Here is a 15,991-nt window from a genome sequence, read left to right on the forward strand (position 1 = left end):
TACGGTGACTGCGGCTGAATTGGGACCTGATTCGGTCGTTGGCCGCGAATATCAGCGACGCAATGCTGCGGTGAATTGCTGCAGAACGTCGCTGCAAAAGATGCTTAAAAGCGTGCTTCGGTTACACGCCCTGTTTCAGGCTGGCGCTGATGAAGTCGTCCAGATCGCCATCGAGTACGGATTTCGTGTTGCTGATTTCCACGTTCGTGCGCAAGTCCTTGATACGGCTGTTGTCGAGCACGTACGAGCGGATCTGGTGACCCCAGCCCACGTCGGTCTTGCTGTTTTCCAGGTTGTCTTTCTCGACCTGGCGCTTGCGCATTTCGAACTCGTACAGCTTTGCCTTCAGCATCATCATGGCTTCGGCGCGGTTGCGGTGCTGCGAGCGGTCGTTCTGGCACTGCACGACGATCCCCGTCGGTCCGTGCGTGAGACGCACAGCGGAATCTGTCTTGTTGATGTGCTGGCCGCCCGCGCCCGACGCGCGATACGTGTCGGTGCGAATGTCCGCCGGATTGATATCGATTTCGATGGAGTCGTCGACTTCCGGGTACACGAAGATCGATGAAAACGACGTATGGCGCCCGCCCGACGAGTCGAAGGGCGACTTGCGCACGAGCCGGTGCACGCCCGTTTCCGTGCGCAGGAATCCGTATGCGTATTCGCCTTCCACCTTGATGGTCGCGCTCTTGATCCCGGCAACGTCGCCGTCGGATTCTTCCAGCACTTCGGTCTTGAAGCCCTTACGCTCGCAGTAGCGCAGGTACTGGCGCATCAGCATGGCTGCCCAGTCGCACGCTTCGGTGCCGCCGGCGCCTGCCTGGATATCGATAAAGCAGTTGTTCGGGTCGGCCGGGTTTGAGAACATCCGGCGGAATTCCATGTCTTCGACGCGTTTTTGAAGCGCTGCCGCGTCTGTCTCGCACGAGACGAGTGTGTCTTCGTCGGCTTCTTCGCGGGCCATGTCGAACAGATCCTGCGTGTCGCGCAGGTCGTTATCGAGGTCCGTGATCGTGGTGACGACGCCGTCGAGCAGCTTTTTCTCGCGGCCCAGCGCCTGGGCGTTTTTCGAGTCGTTCCAGACGTTCGGGTCTTCTAGTACCCGGTTGACTTCGTCGAGGCGAAGAGCCTTGGCGTCGTAGTCAAAGATACCCCCGGAGCTCGCCGGCGCGATGGCGCAGGTCGGCGAGGAGATTCTCGATTGCGTTTAGACGTTCCGCTTCCATGTGATCGTTTTCAGGTTTTTTGGCTAAGAGGGAAATTATAACTTAGCCGCAACCTGCGCTGGGCGGGCGCGGACGATCGGGACCCCGCGTTTCACGCGAGCGCGTGCTCGACGATCATCTGCACACGCGCCACACCATTCCATTTATCTGAAACCAGCCGGTACGCCACCACCGTGCGATTCGGCAACGTGTCCGTATGATTGAACCAGATCGCATTGAAGCGCTGCTGGCCGCGCCGCAGTTGCAGTTTCAGGTGTTTGTCCTTCACCAGCGCCTGCGAAGCCACTTCGAATTCGCCAGAGAAAACCGGCGCGGGGAAGCCCTGGCCCCAGACGGCGTTATCGATCAGTTCGACGAATTGCGGCGTGAAATAAGCGTCTTCGAGTTCGCCGTCGGTTTCAACCACCCGCGATAAGGCGTCGGTTGTCAGCCATTCGCGCCCGACCGCTTCGAACGCGGCGGTGAAGCGGGGAATGTCCGCGGTGACGATGGTCATGCCAGCGGCCATCGCGTGTCCGCCGAATTTCACGATCATTCCGGGCTCGCGCTTGGAAATCAGGTCCACGGCGTCGCGCAAATGGAAGCCGGCAATCGAGCGTCCCGATCCCTTCGATAAAACCCCGCTGTCATCCGCGTGCGCAAATGTGAACGACGGACGATGAAATCTCTCCTTCAAACGCCCGGCGACAATCCCGATCACACCCTGGTGCCAGGTGGGATTGAACAGCGTCAGGGTGGCGGAATCGGCCGGATCGATGCTCGCCAGTTCCTCGAGCGCCTGTTCCTGCATCCCGGCTTCGATTTCGCGCCGTTCGCGGTTGATGCCGTCGAGTTGCTGCGCGAGTTCCCACGCGCGGCCGATGTCGTCGGTGATCAGGCATTCAATGCCGAGCGACATATCCGACAAGCGTCCCGCCGCGTTCAGGCGAGGGCCGAGCGCAAAGCCGAGATCGAAGCCGGATGCAACGCGCGCATCGCGCGCCGCTGCGCGAAACAGCGCCGCGATACCCGGCTGCATGCGTCCCGCGCGAATCCGCTTCAGACCTTGCGCCACCAGGATGCGGTTGTTCGGATCGAGCTTCACCACGTCGGCGACGGTTCCAAGCGCAACGAGATCGAGCAGGCCGTCCAGACGCGGTTCGGGCGCTTCGTCCGTGAACGCATTGCGGCGGCGCAATTCCGCGCGCAACGCCAGCAGTACGTAGAAAATCACGCCCACGCCCGCAATGCATTTGCTCGGAAAGCTGCAGCCCGGCTGGTTCGGATTCACGATTGCGCGCGCCGGCGGGAGATCGTCGCCCGGCAGGTGGTGGTCGGTCACGAGCACATCGATACCCAACGCGTTCGCCGCTTCCACGCCATCCACGCTCGCGATGCCGTTATCGACCGTGATCAGCAAATCCGGCTTGCCTCCCGCGCGACCCGCCGCCAACGCCACGATTTCAGGCGTCAACCCGTAACCGTATTCAAAACGATTCGGCACCAGATAATCGATCTGCGCGCCGAACATGCGAAGCCCGCGAACGGCCACCGCGCAGGCCGTCGCGCCGTCGCAATCGTAGTCGGCAACGACGAGCATGCGGCGCTTCGCTACGAGCGCATCGGCGAGAACAACGGCCGCTTCATCGCAGCCCTTGAGCCCGATGGGCGCGTGCAATTTCTTGAGCTCGGTTTCGATTTCGTCCGGTGAACACACACCGCGCGATGCATACAGCCGCGCGATAACCGGATGAACGCCATGACGCACGAGAACGGCGGCATCGGCGGGAGAGGGGGCACGTGTGACGATTCGGGTCATTCGTTCCAGTTTCTATTCGATGAACAACGCGGCAATCGGACGTCGCCGCCAGAATTTGCGCAACGCACCGCGTGTAACGCTCAGCGATACGGAGCCGGTATCGCTGCACAACGTAAGGCGCAACGTGCCGAGCGAGCCATTTTCGAGCGCGCTGAGCGCAGGGGCGAACCAGTCGCGCTCGAGAACACCGAGCGCCTCATTCCACCGCGCCCAGTCCTGTTCTATAAACGGCGCCGAGAACGGATCGAGTTCTACCAGCGTGCGGCCATTGTTCTGGTTTTGATCTGCGGCAAGCGCCGCGAACGATGCCGGCGGCGCTTCCGGAACGATATCGGCGGCGAGTGCCAGGCCGCGTGTGGCTGCCGCACTCGACATGACCCGCGCGAACGGACTTGTCGCGCTGCGAATCGCGCCTTGTGCGTGCAACCAGATCGAGTTGATCGCGGGCAGGCCGCGCATCTCGCGCGCTTCGTTGAGCGGATGCTCGAACCACGCCATCTGCACTTCGTTCTGCAACTTCATCCATGCCCGCGAGCGCTCGCCCGTGCCGGCTTCGTGCGGCAGCCAGATCTCGATGTTGCGCCCGCTCGCCCGCAACGGCGACGCCCCGGCTAGCGTGCCGAGGCTTTCGCCCGTGACGTACCAGCGCACCGGTTGCGGCGCCTGGATCGTCAGGCCAAGGTCTTCTATTAGTGGCTTGACGACATCGAACAGCGTTCGTGCTTCCTCGTTCTCCACGCCGAGCGTCGCCGGATCGATCAGGACCAGGTGGTCACGCGCAATACGAACGTGAACCGGCTCGATGCAAGCCCATGTGGCATCGGCCGGAGAACCGCCGTCGGCGAGCAGCATGTAGGGCGCGAGCGGTGCTTCGTCGGCGGCCTGCCTTGATGACGTATTCGATGAGTCATTCACCACGCCGAATTGCCGCGCAATCCAGCGTTCGTGCGGCAAGGTGCGCTGAAAATCCTCGCCGATCACGCGTTCGTCGACCGTTGCGCGGGCAAGCAGCCGATCAAGCGCTGGACGCGCGAGGGTGTGAAGCGCAGTTGCCGCGTCGGCGGCGGACGGCAGCGCGAACGGAAGAAGAAGATGGAGATCGTGGAGCTTGGGCGTGGGCATGATGCTGGGCATTGTATGGCAAAGGGCCCGGCGCTTCTGCTGGCTGATTGCGCGTTTTAAGCGCGGGTAGGCTCGCGCGGTTCGACTTTTCGATCGATTTCACTGCGTGTGGGCAGTGTCTTGAGGTCGTACATGGCCTGCAGATTCAACCAGAATTCAGGCGTGGTGTCGAAGTAGCGCGCGAGGCGATAAGCCGTATCCGCCGTGATGCCGCGCCGTTCCTTCACGATCTCGTGCAACCGCGTGGCCGGCACGTTGAGCGCCAGCGCCAGCGCGTTCACGCTCAACTCCAGCGGAACCAGATAGTCTTCCCGGAGAATTTCTCCGGGATGAACTGCGCGCATTCCGTTCTTCGACATGTTGAATCAACCCGCTTAGTGATAGTCAATGATCTCGACGTCGACAGGACCCTTCGTCGTCCATTTGAAACAAACGCGCCACTGGCTGTTGATCCGAATGCTGAGCTGGCCCCGCCGGTCGCCCGACAGCCGTTCGAGACGGTTGCCGGGCGGTGATTTCAGGTCGCGCAACTCGTGCGAAGCATCCAGCGCCGAAAGCCTTCTGGTCGCGACATCTGCAATTGCTGCGAACCGCTTCGGCGTTTCACCTTCGTAAAGTGCCTGGGTGTCCTTGCATCGGAACGTTTGAATCATTATGGTCATCGTATTACGTTTTGCGTAATACGTAAAGGGTTAAATTGAAGGCCGTCGCGGCGGGCATCGCCAAGTCTTTTTGGAAGGGTTCGTGCGGCTGGCGAGCTGATCGAGTATGGACTGACGTCTCGCTTCCCGAAATTGGCCGAATGGCCTGTGTCAAGGGTTTTGCACGCGTTTCGCGTGCGTTTTCCGCCGCATTGCGTCCCTCGGTCTAAAGGGGGGCTTAAGCATTGTGTGGCAAACTTCGCGCTTGATCGGATGCGCAACGGCGCGTCCAGTTCGCGCCTGATCGACGGATCGGGTGATAAAAACGGCGCAAGTCGCACGGAACGTCCATCCGTGCACCGAATGCGCGATGGTCGGATCGAAGAACGTTAGACGCTGAAAGGAATCGCTTGAAACTTCCCTATGAATGGCAGATCGGCTGGCGCTACACCCGCGCCGGCAAACGCACCACCGGCAACGGTTTCATCTCGTTCATTGCGCTGGTATCCATGGCCGGCATCGCGCTCGGCGTGGCCGCGCTGATCGTGGTGCTTTCGGTAATGAACGGCTTTCAGAAAGAGGTTCGCGATCGCATGTTGTCGGTGCTCGCGCACGTCGAAATCTTTTCGCCGACGGGGTCCATGCCCAACTGGCAACTGACCGCTCAGGAAGCGCGCAAGAATCCGGAAGTGATCGGCGCGGCGCCTTATGTCGACGCGCAGGCGCTGCTCACGCGGCAAGGTGCTGTCAGCGGCGTGGCGTTGCGCGGCGTCGAGCCGACGCTCGAGCCGCAAGTGTCCGATATCGGCAAGGAAATGAAGGGCGGCAAGCTCACGGATCTCGTGCCGGGCGGGTTCGGCATCGTGCTCGGACGCGACTTGGCGAGCAATCTCGGCGTAGGAACGGGTGACAAGATCACGCTGGTGGCCCCTGAAGGCACGATCACGCCAGCGGGCATGCTGCCGCGGCTCAAGCAATTCACGGTCGTCGGCGTATTCGAGTCCGGGCACTATGAATACGATTCCACGCTCGCACTGATTTCCATCTCCGATGCCCAGGCGCTCTTTCGCCTGCCGGCGCCCACGGGCGTGCGGCTGAAGCTGAAGGACATGCAACGCGCGCCGGAAGTCGCGCGGCAGCTTTCGCGCACGCTCTCCGGCGACCTTTACATTCGCGACTGGACGCAGCAGAACAAGACGTGGTTCTCGGCCGTGCAAATCGAAAAACGCATGATGTTCATCATCCTGACGCTCATCATTGCGGTCGCGGCGTTCAACCTGGTTTCGTCGCTGGTGATGACCGTGACCGATAAGCAAGCGGACATCGCGATTCTTCGCACGCTTGGCGCGCAGCCCGGGTCGATCATGAAGATCTTCGTGATTCAGGGCGTGACGATCGGGTTTATCGGCACGGCAATCGGCGTGACGCTCGGATGCCTGATCGCCTGGAGCATCCCGTGGCTCGTGCCGGGTATCGAACATCTGTTCGGCGTGCAGTTCCTGCCGCCGTCGGTGTATTTCATCAGCGAACTGCCGTCCGAACTCGTCCCCGCCGACGTGATCCGGATCGGGCTGATCGCGTTTGTCTTGTCATCGCTCGCCACGCTCTATCCGAGCTGGCGCGGCGCGAAGGTCCGTCCGGCGGAGGCATTGCGGTATGAGTGAGGTGTCGAACAACATCGTGCTGGAAGCATCGGCCATTTCGAAGACGTTCGTGCAGGGCGGCTTCAACGTGCAAGTGCTGGACAATGCTGAATTGCAGGTGCATCGCGGCGAAAAGCTTGCGATCGTCGGCGCGTCGGGTTCCGGCAAAAGCACGTTGTTGCACGTGCTCGGCGGGCTCGATGAACCCAGCGCCGGCAAGGTTTCGCTTTTGGGCAAGCCGTTCACCGCGTTGCGCGAACGCGAGCGCAACGAACTGCGCAACAAGGCGCTTGGATTCGTGTACCAGTTTCATCATCTGCTCGCTGAATTCAGCGCGCTCGATAACGTCGCGATGCCGCTGCGCATTCGCCGCATGACCGAAGTCGATGCCCGCAAGCAGGCCATGGACATGCTCGAGCGCGTGGGTATTGGGCATCGGGCGAAACATCGGCCCGGCGAGTTGTCGGGCGGCGAGCGCCAGCGTGTGGCCATCGCGCGGGCATTGGTCACCCATCCGGCCTGCGTACTCGCCGACGAACCTACCGGCAACCTCGACGGCGGCACGGCGGACACCGTGTTCAACCTGATGCTGGAGTTGTCGCAGACGCTTGAAACGAGCTTCGTGATCGTCACGCACGATCCTGATCTGGCCGCGCGCTGCGACCGCATCATGCGCCTGCGCGATGGCGTGCTGTTCGAGGAGCCGGTCGTACCTGTCTAGTTGCGGGAATCACGGAGCGATCATGTGGATCGATACGCACTGCCATCTCGATGCTTCCGAATTCGATGCCGACCGCGAAGACGTCGCGGCATCGGCGCTGAAAGCGGGCGTCGGGCGAATCGTGATCCCGGGCGTCGAGCGCCAGAACTTCAGTACGGTGCGCGAGCTTGCGCATCGGATCGAGGGCGGCGCTTATGCACTCGGCATCCACCCGCTCTTTACTCCGCGTGCACAGGACGACGATCTACGCGTGTTGCGCGAGCATATCGCGGCGAGCATGGATGATCCTCGGTTTGTGGGTATTGGCGAGATCGGGCTGGATTATTTCGTGCCTGGCCTCGATGACGCTCGCCAGACCTTCTTCTATTACGAGCAGCTCAAGATTGCACGTGACTTCGATCTGCCGGTCATTTGTCATGTGCGTAAATCGCAGGACAAAGTGCTCAAAGGCTTGCGTGTGCACGGCGTGAAAGTGGGTATCGCGCACGCGTTCAACGGCAGTTTTCAACAGGCCGAAGCGTTCATTGCGCATGGCATGCGGCTTGGTTTCGGCGGCAATCTCACGTTTGAGCGCGCACGGCAGATCCGGCGCCTTGCGGCTGACCTACCGCTCGATGCAATCGTGCTCGAAACCGATGCGCCGGATATTGCGCCCTCCTGGTTATACAAACATCGGAATGCGCCGGATCAGGTGGCGGGCATTGCGCGGGTGCTGGCTGAATTGCGCGGTATCAGCGAAGAGACGCTTTCCATAGGCACAACGGCTAACGCGCAATTGGCACTGCCGCGGCTTGCACTTATCTCCGCATAATCAGTTCTTCTGACTTGTTCGATTGCACGCGTCGTAGAGAAACGCTTTCTCGCCGATGCGTTTGCGCTCGCGTCAAGGTTTTGAGGAGCGGGCGTGCGGGGAATGTTGATCGGGTTTGCTCTCGGGATCGTGTGGCTGCAGCGGCAGGCTGCGCTGCCCGGCGTGTGGGTTATTTGCGCCGCTGCATGCGCGGTTGCGTGCGCTTGTACGCTCTCAGTTTATTTGCCGCGTTGGCGTTACGCGTGCTTGATCTCCGCCGCGTTTATCGTCGGTTTTAGCTACGCCGCATCGCGCGCCGAAGGTCGTTTGCAATTCGTGTTGCCCGCAGCATTCGAGAACCGCAATATCGAGCTGACGGGCTTTGTGCGCGGTCTGCCAATGCAAGGCGAGGACGGCACGCGTTTCCTGTTCGAAGTGGAATCGAACGAAGCACGGATACCTAAGTTTCCGCGCATCGTGCAGTTGTCGTGGATGGCGGTGGATGCATCGAAACGCAGGCCTGCCGCCTCGCCGCCTCCGCCGCTTTGGGCCGGGCAGCGCTGGACGTTCGTCACGCGGTTGAAACGTCCGCACGGAAACGCGAATTTTCGAGGGCGCGATGCCGAAGCGGCGCTGCTCGCCCGCAACATTCGCGCGACAGGGTATGTATCGATGCCGGAGTCCGCGCGCCGAATGCCCTCCGATGCCCGCGGTTTTACGCTGATGATCGATCACTGGCGCGCCCGGTTGCGCGCAAGGGTGTTGAGCGCACTCGATGGCGCGCCGCACCGGGGAATCGAGGTCGCGCTCGCGGTCGGCGCGCAGGACGTGGTCAGTGACGCCGACTGGGCCTTGCTGCGCGCAACCGGCACGAGTCATCTGGTCGCGATCTCGGGGCTGCACATCGGGTTTGTCGCGGGGCTCGCCGCGTTGATCGGCGGATGGTTCTGGCGACGCCTGCGATGGCGCGGCATGCCGTTGCCGTTGATCGTATCGGCGCAGAAGGCGTCGGCGGCGACGGCGGCCGCGTTCGCAGCGTTCTGTGCCGCGCTGGCCGGTTTCAACGTACCGGCGCAACGATCGATGTGGATGTTGTGCTTCGTTGCGCTTGCCGTTCTGAGCGGGCGCAGGCCGGCTTCGTCGCTGGTGCTGACGTGGGCGCTTGCGCTCGTGCTGCTGCTTGATCCGTGGGCGGTCACGGCCGCGGGATTCTGGCTGTCGTTTTGCGCCGTGGCTGCGATCCTGTTCGCGATTGCATCGCGGGGAAGAAGGGCATCGGTCGGCATCGCGGACGAGGCTGAGCCAGATCGCGACGAAGACCTGATCCCTGATATTCCCCACGATCAGCCGCGCGCACGCCGGCTCATGCGTGACCGGATCGCGGATGCGCTTCGTCGCTCCAGCATTCGCTCGAGTGTGCGGCTCAGACGTATGGCACGAGACATCGGCCGCCGGATCGCTGCAAGTGCACGAGTGCAGTACGCCATCACCATCGGGCTTGCGCCGCTCACCGCCTATTGGTTTTTCCAGATCCCGCTGCTCGGACCGCTCGCCAACGCGTTCGCGATTCCGTGGGTCAGTCTTCTGGTCACGCCAACGGTTCTGGTGGCCGTCTTGCTGCCCGCACCATTGGACGAATTCGCCTACCGCGCCGCCCATGGCCTGTTGACGATCATGTGCGACGTGCTTGCGCATCTGTCCGGCTCCGCGTGGACGCTGTGGCGTCTGCCGCAACCGGACACCTTTGCGATGACCGCCGCTGCCTTCGGCGTGATCTGGGCGCTGGCGCCGCGCGGCTGGCCATTGCGCTTCGCCGCGCCGCTCACGTGGCTGCCGCTGGTTTTTCCTCCATCGCATGCGCCTGCGACCGGCACGTTCCGCGTGACGGCGCTGGATATCGGACAGGGTTCGTCGATTGTCATAGAAACCGCGCGTCATTCCTTGCTCTTCGATGCCGGCCCGGGCCCGGAATCCACGCGCGCCGGCGAGCGGCTCGTCGTGCCATATCTCTTTGCGCACGGCCTTTCCACACTCGATACCCTCATGGTCAGCCACTCGGATTCCGATCATTCCGGCGGTGCGCCCGCCGTGTTCGAAAGCATCCGGGTGCGCCAGTTCGTGGCGTCGATGCGGCCGCACGAAGCTTTGTGGCGGATCGCCCGGGAAGAGGGCAGCGACTCCCTGCGATGCATCGCAGGTCAGCAATGGCAGTGGGACGGCGTGAAGTTCGACGTGTTGTGGCCAATGGCCGGTCCGCTTGCGGCGAAGCCGAACGCGACCTCGTGCGTGCTGAAAATAACGAGCGCGGCCGGGCGCTCGGCGCTCCTCGCGGCGGATATCGAAGCGGACGTCGAGCGCCAGTTACTGACACAAGATGGCGCGTTGCTTCAGGCGGATGTGCTGGTCGTGCCGCACCACGGCAGCAAGACATCGTCTACCGAGCCTTTCCTCGACGCCGTCGAGCCGCGCGTCGCCGTATTTCAGGTAGGCTACCGCAACCGATTCAACCACCCGAATCCAACTGTTTTCGAGCGGTATCGGCTGCGTCGTATCGAGCTGTCTCGCAGTGACGAAGATGGCGCTGCACGCATGGAGATGTCGGCGGATGTTTCCATCGAACGGTTCAGGCAAACGCACGCACGCTACTGGATGGGCCGGTAAGAAAGAAGAGGGCACGAGAAGAGGACACGACGCTTGAAAGACATCCTGCATTTTTCACACGCGAACGGGTTTCCCGCGTCGACGTACCGGACGATCTTCGCCGAGCTCGCCGACGATTACGAGATCCGCGCGGTCGAGCGCTTCGGCCACAATCCGCGCCTGCCGGTCACGCGCGACTGGCCTCATCTCGTGGACGAACTGCTCGAAGACATCGATTCCACCCGTCCCCCCGATACAAAAGTCTGGCTGGTCGGGCATTCACTGGGCGGTTATCTGTCGTTGATGGCGGCGCTCAAGCGTCCGCATTGGGTGAAGGGCGTCGTCATGCTGGATTCGCCCGTCATTGCAGGCTGGCGCAGCCATTTGCTGCGGATATCCCAGTGGACCGGTCTCGACACGCGTTTGTCGCCTGCCGCCGCGACAAAAAACCGGCGGACGAACTGGCCGAGCCGTGAAGAAGCATGGCGCCACTTTCATGCAAAAAGCGCGTTCTCGCGCTGGGACGAGCGGATGTTGTCGGATTACATCGACTTCGGGATTCCGCCGGACACGGCTGCCCCCGCGGCGTCCCGCAGTCTGCGCAAGCTCGCTTTTGATCGCGAGGTGGAATTTCGCATCTACAAGACCTTGCCGCGCACGTTGGGTGCGCGGGTCACGCACGGCGTGCCGGTACCGGTCGGCTTTATCGCGGGAACGCATTCGCGCGAAGTGCGGCAAGTCGGGCTGGATATGACGCGGCGCATTGTGGGCGAGCATCTGGAGTGGATCGAAGGCAGTCATTTGTTCCCCATGGAGCGTCCCATCGAAACCGCCCGCGCGTTACAACGCACGCTTGACGGGCTGCGCCGCGCGGACATCTGATTCATCCATGAATATGCGCCGCGCACTGCAAATCCGCCCCCGCGGCGCTGGGTTCCGGGGCGCCTTTCGGGTATAATCCGTTTTTCCCGCGAGCACCTAGCGATGACCAAATATGTATTCGTCACCGGCGGCGTAGTGTCTTCCCTCGGCAAGGGTATTGCCGCCGCTTCCCTCGCCGCGATCCTCGAATCGCGCGGTCTGAAAGTCACCCTCCTCAAGCTCGATCCCTACATCAATGTCGACCCCGGCACGATGAGCCCGTTCCAGCATGGGGAAGTGTTCGTGACGGAAGACGGAGCGGAAACGGACCTCGACCTCGGCCATTACGAGCGCTTCATCAGCACGAAGATGCGCAAGGCCAATAACTTCACGACGGGCCAGATCTACGAATCGGTGATCCGCAAGGAACGCCGTGGCGAGTATCTCGGCAAGACCGTTCAGGTCATTCCGCATATCACCAACGAAATCCAGGCGTTCCTGCAACGCGGCGCGGCTGCGGCCACGTGCGGCGAGCCGGATGTGGCTATCGTGGAAATCGGCGGGACGGTGGGTGATATCGAATCGCTGCCGTTTCTCGAAGCCGCGCGCCAGATGAGCTTGCGCCTCGGGCGCAACAGCGCGTGTTTCGTGCACCTGACGCTTGTGCCGTACATCGCTACGGCAGGTGAGCTCAAGACCAAGCCTACGCAACACAGCGTGCAGAAGCTGCGCGAGATCGGTATCTCGCCGCACGTGCTGCTGTGTCGCGCGGACCGTCCGATCCCCCTCGACGAATGTCAGAAGATTTCGCTCTTTTCCAATGTGCCGGAAGACGCGGTCATTTCGGTGTGGGACGTGGACAGCATCTACAAGATTCCGCAGATGCTGCACGACCAGGGTCTCGACAACATCATCTGCGAAGAACTCAAGCTCGAAGCGAAACCCGCTGACCTCAGCATGTGGGCCGGCCTCGTGCAAAAGCTCGAGAACCCGCAGAGCGAAGTCACCATCGGCATGGTCGGCAAATATGTGGAGTTGACCGAGTCGTACAAATCGTTGATCGAGGCGTTGAAGCACGCGTCCATTCATACGTCGACGAAGGTGAACATCGAGTACATCGATTCCGAGCAGATCGACACGGACGGCGTCGATGCATTGAAGCATCTCGACGCAGTGCTCGTGCCGGGCGGTTTTGGCGCGCGTGGCACCGAAGGCAAGATCAAGGCAATACGTTATGCACGCGAATCGAAGACGCCGTATCTCGGCATCTGCCTCGGCATGCAACTGGCTGTAATCGAATTTGCACGCGACGTGGCCGGTCTCACGGACGCAAACAGCACGGAATTCGATACATCGACTACAAACCCGGTAGTGGCGCTCATCACCGAATGGTATGACCGCGCCGGTCGTGTTGAAAAGCGTACGGAAGAGTCGGATCTTGGCGGCACCATGCGCCTGGGTTCACAAAAATGTCCGATCAAGCCGGGCACCATGGCGGCTCGTATTTACGGAACGGATGTGAACGAGCGTCATCGTCACCGCTACGAAGTGAACAACCGGTTCGTGCCGCAACTCGAGGCAGGTGGCCTCGTGATCAGCGCGCGCACGCCGAGCGAAGACCTGCCGGAAATGATGGAACTGCCGGAATCGATGCACCCGTGGTTTGTCGGCGTGCAGTTCCACCCGGAGTTCACGTCGTCGCCACGCGATGGTCATCCGCTTTTCAAGGAGTTCGTCGAAGCGGCGCGCGCGCATCACCAGTCGCTTGACGCTGCGGGTCACACCGAGGCTTCTGACCCGGCGCCGGCCGTTGCGGTTTCTGTCGGAGCGCAAGCATGAAGCTGTGTGATTTCGAGGTCGGTCTCGACCAGCCGTTCTTCCTGATTGCGGGCACCTGCGTGGTCGAATCGGAGCAGATGACGATCGACGTCGCCGGCCGCTTGAAGGAAATCTGCGCCAAGGTCGGCGTGCCGTTCATCTACAAGTCGTCGTATGACAAAGCCAACCGCAGCTCAGGCAAGTCGTTTCGCGGTTTGGGCATGGACGAAGGCCTGCGGATCCTCGGCGAAGTGAAGAAGCAACTCGGGCTGCCCATTCTCACCGACGTTCACTCGGAACACGAGATCGAAGCGGTGGCATCGGTGGTCGACGTGTTGCAAACGCCCGCGTTTCTGTGCCGCCAGACTGACTTCATTCACGCATGCGCGCGTTCGGGCAAGCCGGTCAACATCAAGAAGGGCCAGTTTCTCGCGCCGCACGACATGAAGAACGTCATCGACAAAGCCCGCGACGCCGCACGCGAAGCAGGCCTGTCCGACGACCGTTTCATGGCCTGCGAACGGGGTGTGTCGTTTGGTTATAACAACCTGGTTTCCGATATGCGGTCGCTCGCGATCATGCGGGAAACCAATGCGCCCATCGTTTTCGACGCCACGCATTCGGTGCAGTTGCCGGGCGGCCAAGGCACGAGTTCCGGCGGTCAACGCGAATTCGTGCCGGTGCTGGCGCGAGCCGCGGTCGCCACGGGCGTTTCCGGCCTTTTCATGGAAACCCATCCGGACCCGGCGAACGCAAAGTCCGACGGTCCGAACGCCGTGCCGCTGCACAGAATGGAAGCCCTGCTGGAAACGCTCGTTGCGCTCGACCGGGCCGTGAAAAGCGGACCGTTCCTCGAGAACGATTTCAGCTAAAAACAAATCAAGGGCACCGCGTTTCGTGACGCAATTTTACGGACACGGCGCCCGAATCGCATCAGGAGGAGAGGGCAATGGCAAAAGGTTATGTCATCGTGAATGCCAATGTGACGGACCCGGAGAAGTACGCGGCGTACCGACCGCTGGCGGCTGCGGCAATCGAAGCGCATGGTGGCCGCTACCTCGCTCGCGGCGGTAAAAGCGAAACCCTCGAAGGCTCGTTGCTCCCGCGCGGTGTCGTGATCGAATTCGACGATTACGAGACCGCGGTCAAGTGGTACCACTCAGCCGGGTATGAAGCGGCGCGAAGTGTGCGAAGCGGCGCAGCCGAGATGCACATGATGGTCGTCGAAGGCGTGTAAGCCTCCCGTTCGAGCCCGCGCAAGATCTTCAACCCCGGCTTGCTGTCAGACCTGATTTATCGTCATTTCTTGAGGAAACCATGAGTGCCATCGTAGATATCATCGGTCGCGAGATTCTCGACTCGCGCGGCAATCCCACCGTCGAATGCGACGTCCTGCTGGAATCGGGCACGATGGGCCGCGCCGCGGTGCCGTCCGGCGCATCGACCGGATCGCGTGAAGCCATCGAATTGCGCGACGGCGAAGCCGGCCGCTACGGCGGCAAGGGCGTGCTGAAGGCAGTCGAGCACATCAACACCGAAATCTCCGAAGCCATCATGGGACTCGATGCATCGGAACAGGCGTTTCTCGACAAGACCCTGCTCGAACTCGACGGTACCGACAACAAGTCGCGCCTCGGCGCGAACGCCATGCTGGCCGTTTCCATGGCAGTGGCCAAGGCCGCGGCTGAGGAAGCGGGCTTGCCGCTGTATCGTTATTTCGGCGGTTCGGGCGCCATGCAATTGCCCGTTCCCATGATGAACATCGTGAACGGCGGCGCGCACGCCAACAACAGCCTGGACATCCAGGAATTCATGATCGTTCCGGTCAGCCAGCCGACCTTCCGCGAAGCGCTGCGTTGCGGCGCGGAAGTGTTCCACGCGCTCAAGAAGATCCTGAGCGACCGTGGCATGAGCACGGCCGTGGGCGACGAAGGCGGTTTCGCGCCGAATTTCGGCAGCAACGACGAGTGTCTTTCGACCATCGTTCAGGCGATCGAGAAGGCGGGTTATCGTGCGGGTGAAGACGTTTTGCTTGCGCTGGATTGCGCCGCAAGCGAGTTCTACCACGACGGCAAATATCAGCTCGCGGGCGAAGGCCTGCAGTTGTCGTCCACTGAATTCGCAGATTATCTCGCCACGCTCGCCGATAAATTCCCGATCGTGTCGATTGAAGACGGCATGCACGAAAGCGACTGGGACGGATGGAAGATCTTGACCGATAAGCTCGGCAAGAAGATCCAGCTCGTGGGCGACGATCTGTTCGTGACGAACACGCGTATTTTGAAGGAAGGGATCGAAAAGGGCATCGCCAATTCGATCCTGATCAAGATCAACCAGATCGGCACACTGACAGAAACTTTTGCAGCAATCGAAATGGCGAAGCGCGCGGGTTACACTGCCGTTATCTCGCATCGTTCGGGCGAAACGGAAGATTCGACGATTGCGGATATCGCGGTCGGCCTGAATGCCGGTCAGATCAAGACGGGTTCTTTGTCGCGTAGCGACCGCATCTCGAAGTACAACCAGTTGCTGCGCATTGAAGAAGATCTGGGCGATATCGCCAGCTATCCGGGCAAGTCGGCCTTCTACAATTTGCGTTGAAGCTAAAGCTTTCGTCCAGACGGACGTTAGTCCAAATGTAGCCGTTTGTTCAGTCCGCCGCCCCGTGTTCCTTCGAACCCGGGGCGGCGCCGAAATACCAGTTGAAGTTTCAGCGCTTTTCTCTCGCCTC

At 61.3% G+C, this 15,991-nt stretch carries 14 protein-coding genes; 9 read left to right on the top strand and 5 right to left on the bottom strand.

All coding sequences use genetic code 11. The annotated features are described in order from the left end of the window. Nucleotides 1-121: 121 nt before the first annotated feature. From prfB to AXG89_RS11535, 5 genes are all read right to left on the bottom strand, one after another. A protein-coding gene (prfB, locus tag AXG89_RS11515) for a peptide chain release factor 2 (protein ID WP_119024634.1) occupies nucleotides 122-1,226 on the bottom strand; the annotation gives its coding sequence in 2 pieces (ribosomal slippage) (nucleotides 122-1,144 and nucleotides 1,146-1,226; 1,104 coding nt in all). A 91-nt stretch (nucleotides 1,227-1,317) separates the two neighbouring features. Further along, on the bottom strand, nucleotides 1,318-3,024 hold the full coding sequence (gene recJ, locus AXG89_RS11520; RefSeq protein ID WP_062169755.1) for a single-stranded-DNA-specific exonuclease RecJ: 1,707 nt from the start codon (nucleotides 3,022-3,024) through the stop codon (nucleotides 1,318-1,320). A gap of 12 nt (nucleotides 3,025-3,036) precedes the next feature. Further along, nucleotides 3,037-4,158, bottom strand: a complete 1,122-nt coding sequence (locus tag AXG89_RS11525; RefSeq protein ID WP_062169756.1) for a hypothetical protein — start codon at nucleotides 4,156-4,158, stop codon at nucleotides 3,037-3,039. Nucleotides 4,159-4,202: 44 nt separating this feature from the next. After that, complete coding sequence (locus AXG89_RS11530) at nucleotides 4,203-4,505, bottom strand: HigA family addiction module antitoxin (protein ID WP_061999063.1); 303 nt, start codon at nucleotides 4,503-4,505, stop codon at nucleotides 4,203-4,205. A gap of 15 nt (nucleotides 4,506-4,520) precedes the next feature. Then, nucleotides 4,521-4,808 carry a type II toxin-antitoxin system RelE/ParE family toxin gene (locus AXG89_RS11535; RefSeq protein ID WP_075360460.1) on the bottom strand — a complete coding sequence of 96 codons (288 nt, stop codon included), beginning with the start codon at nucleotides 4,806-4,808 and terminating at the stop codon, nucleotides 4,521-4,523. Nucleotides 4,809-5,197: 389 nt separating this feature from the next. Here AXG89_RS11535 and AXG89_RS11540 point away from each other — a divergent pair, with 389 nt between their 5' ends. From AXG89_RS11540 to eno, 9 genes are all read left to right on the top strand, one after another. Further along, a complete protein-coding gene (locus AXG89_RS11540; protein ID WP_061999064.1) occupies nucleotides 5,198-6,451 on the top strand; it encodes a lipoprotein-releasing ABC transporter permease subunit in 1,254 nt (417 codons plus the stop codon). After that, nucleotides 6,444-7,151: a lipoprotein-releasing ABC transporter ATP-binding protein LolD gene (lolD, locus tag AXG89_RS11545; protein WP_061999065.1), complete on the top strand. Its 708-nt coding sequence runs from the start codon at nucleotides 6,444-6,446 to the stop codon at nucleotides 7,149-7,151. Before AXG89_RS11540 ends, lolD begins: the two co-directional genes overlap by 8 nt. A 22-nt stretch (nucleotides 7,152-7,173) precedes the next feature. Beyond that, nucleotides 7,174-7,962, top strand: a complete 789-nt coding sequence (locus AXG89_RS11550; protein WP_061999066.1) for a TatD family hydrolase — start codon at nucleotides 7,174-7,176, stop codon at nucleotides 7,960-7,962. Between the two features lie 93 nt (nucleotides 7,963-8,055). Next, on the top strand, nucleotides 8,056-10,602 hold the full coding sequence (locus AXG89_RS11555) for a DNA internalization-related competence protein ComEC/Rec2 (RefSeq protein ID WP_062169757.1): 2,547 nt from the start codon (nucleotides 8,056-8,058) through the stop codon (nucleotides 10,600-10,602). A 33-nt stretch (nucleotides 10,603-10,635) separates the two neighbouring features. Then, a complete protein-coding gene (locus tag AXG89_RS11560) occupies nucleotides 10,636-11,463 on the top strand; it encodes an alpha/beta fold hydrolase (protein ID WP_061999068.1) in 828 nt (275 codons plus the stop codon). 102 nt (nucleotides 11,464-11,565) lie between these two features. Then, nucleotides 11,566-13,281 carry a CTP synthase gene (locus tag AXG89_RS11565; protein ID WP_062169758.1) on the top strand — a complete coding sequence of 572 codons (1,716 nt, stop codon included), beginning with the start codon at nucleotides 11,566-11,568 and terminating at the stop codon, nucleotides 13,279-13,281. After that, a complete protein-coding gene (gene kdsA / locus AXG89_RS11570; RefSeq protein ID WP_061999070.1) occupies nucleotides 13,278-14,132 on the top strand; it encodes a 3-deoxy-8-phosphooctulonate synthase in 855 nt (284 codons plus the stop codon). Before AXG89_RS11565 ends, kdsA begins: the two co-directional genes overlap by 4 nt. Nucleotides 14,133-14,209: 77 nt before the next feature. After that, the gene (locus AXG89_RS11575) at nucleotides 14,210-14,497 is read left to right on the top strand and encodes a DUF1330 domain-containing protein (protein ID WP_061999071.1); all 288 of its coding nucleotides are present in this window, start codon (nucleotides 14,210-14,212) and stop codon (nucleotides 14,495-14,497) included. 80 nt (nucleotides 14,498-14,577) lie between these two features. Next, on the top strand, nucleotides 14,578-15,861 hold the full coding sequence (eno, locus tag AXG89_RS11580) for a phosphopyruvate hydratase (protein WP_056352523.1): 1,284 nt from the start codon (nucleotides 14,578-14,580) through the stop codon (nucleotides 15,859-15,861). Nucleotides 15,862-15,991 lie beyond the last annotated feature (130 nt).

This window comes from Burkholderia sp. PAMC 26561, assembly GCF_001557535.2.
Taxonomy (GTDB): Bacteria; Pseudomonadota; Gammaproteobacteria; order Burkholderiales; family Burkholderiaceae; genus Caballeronia.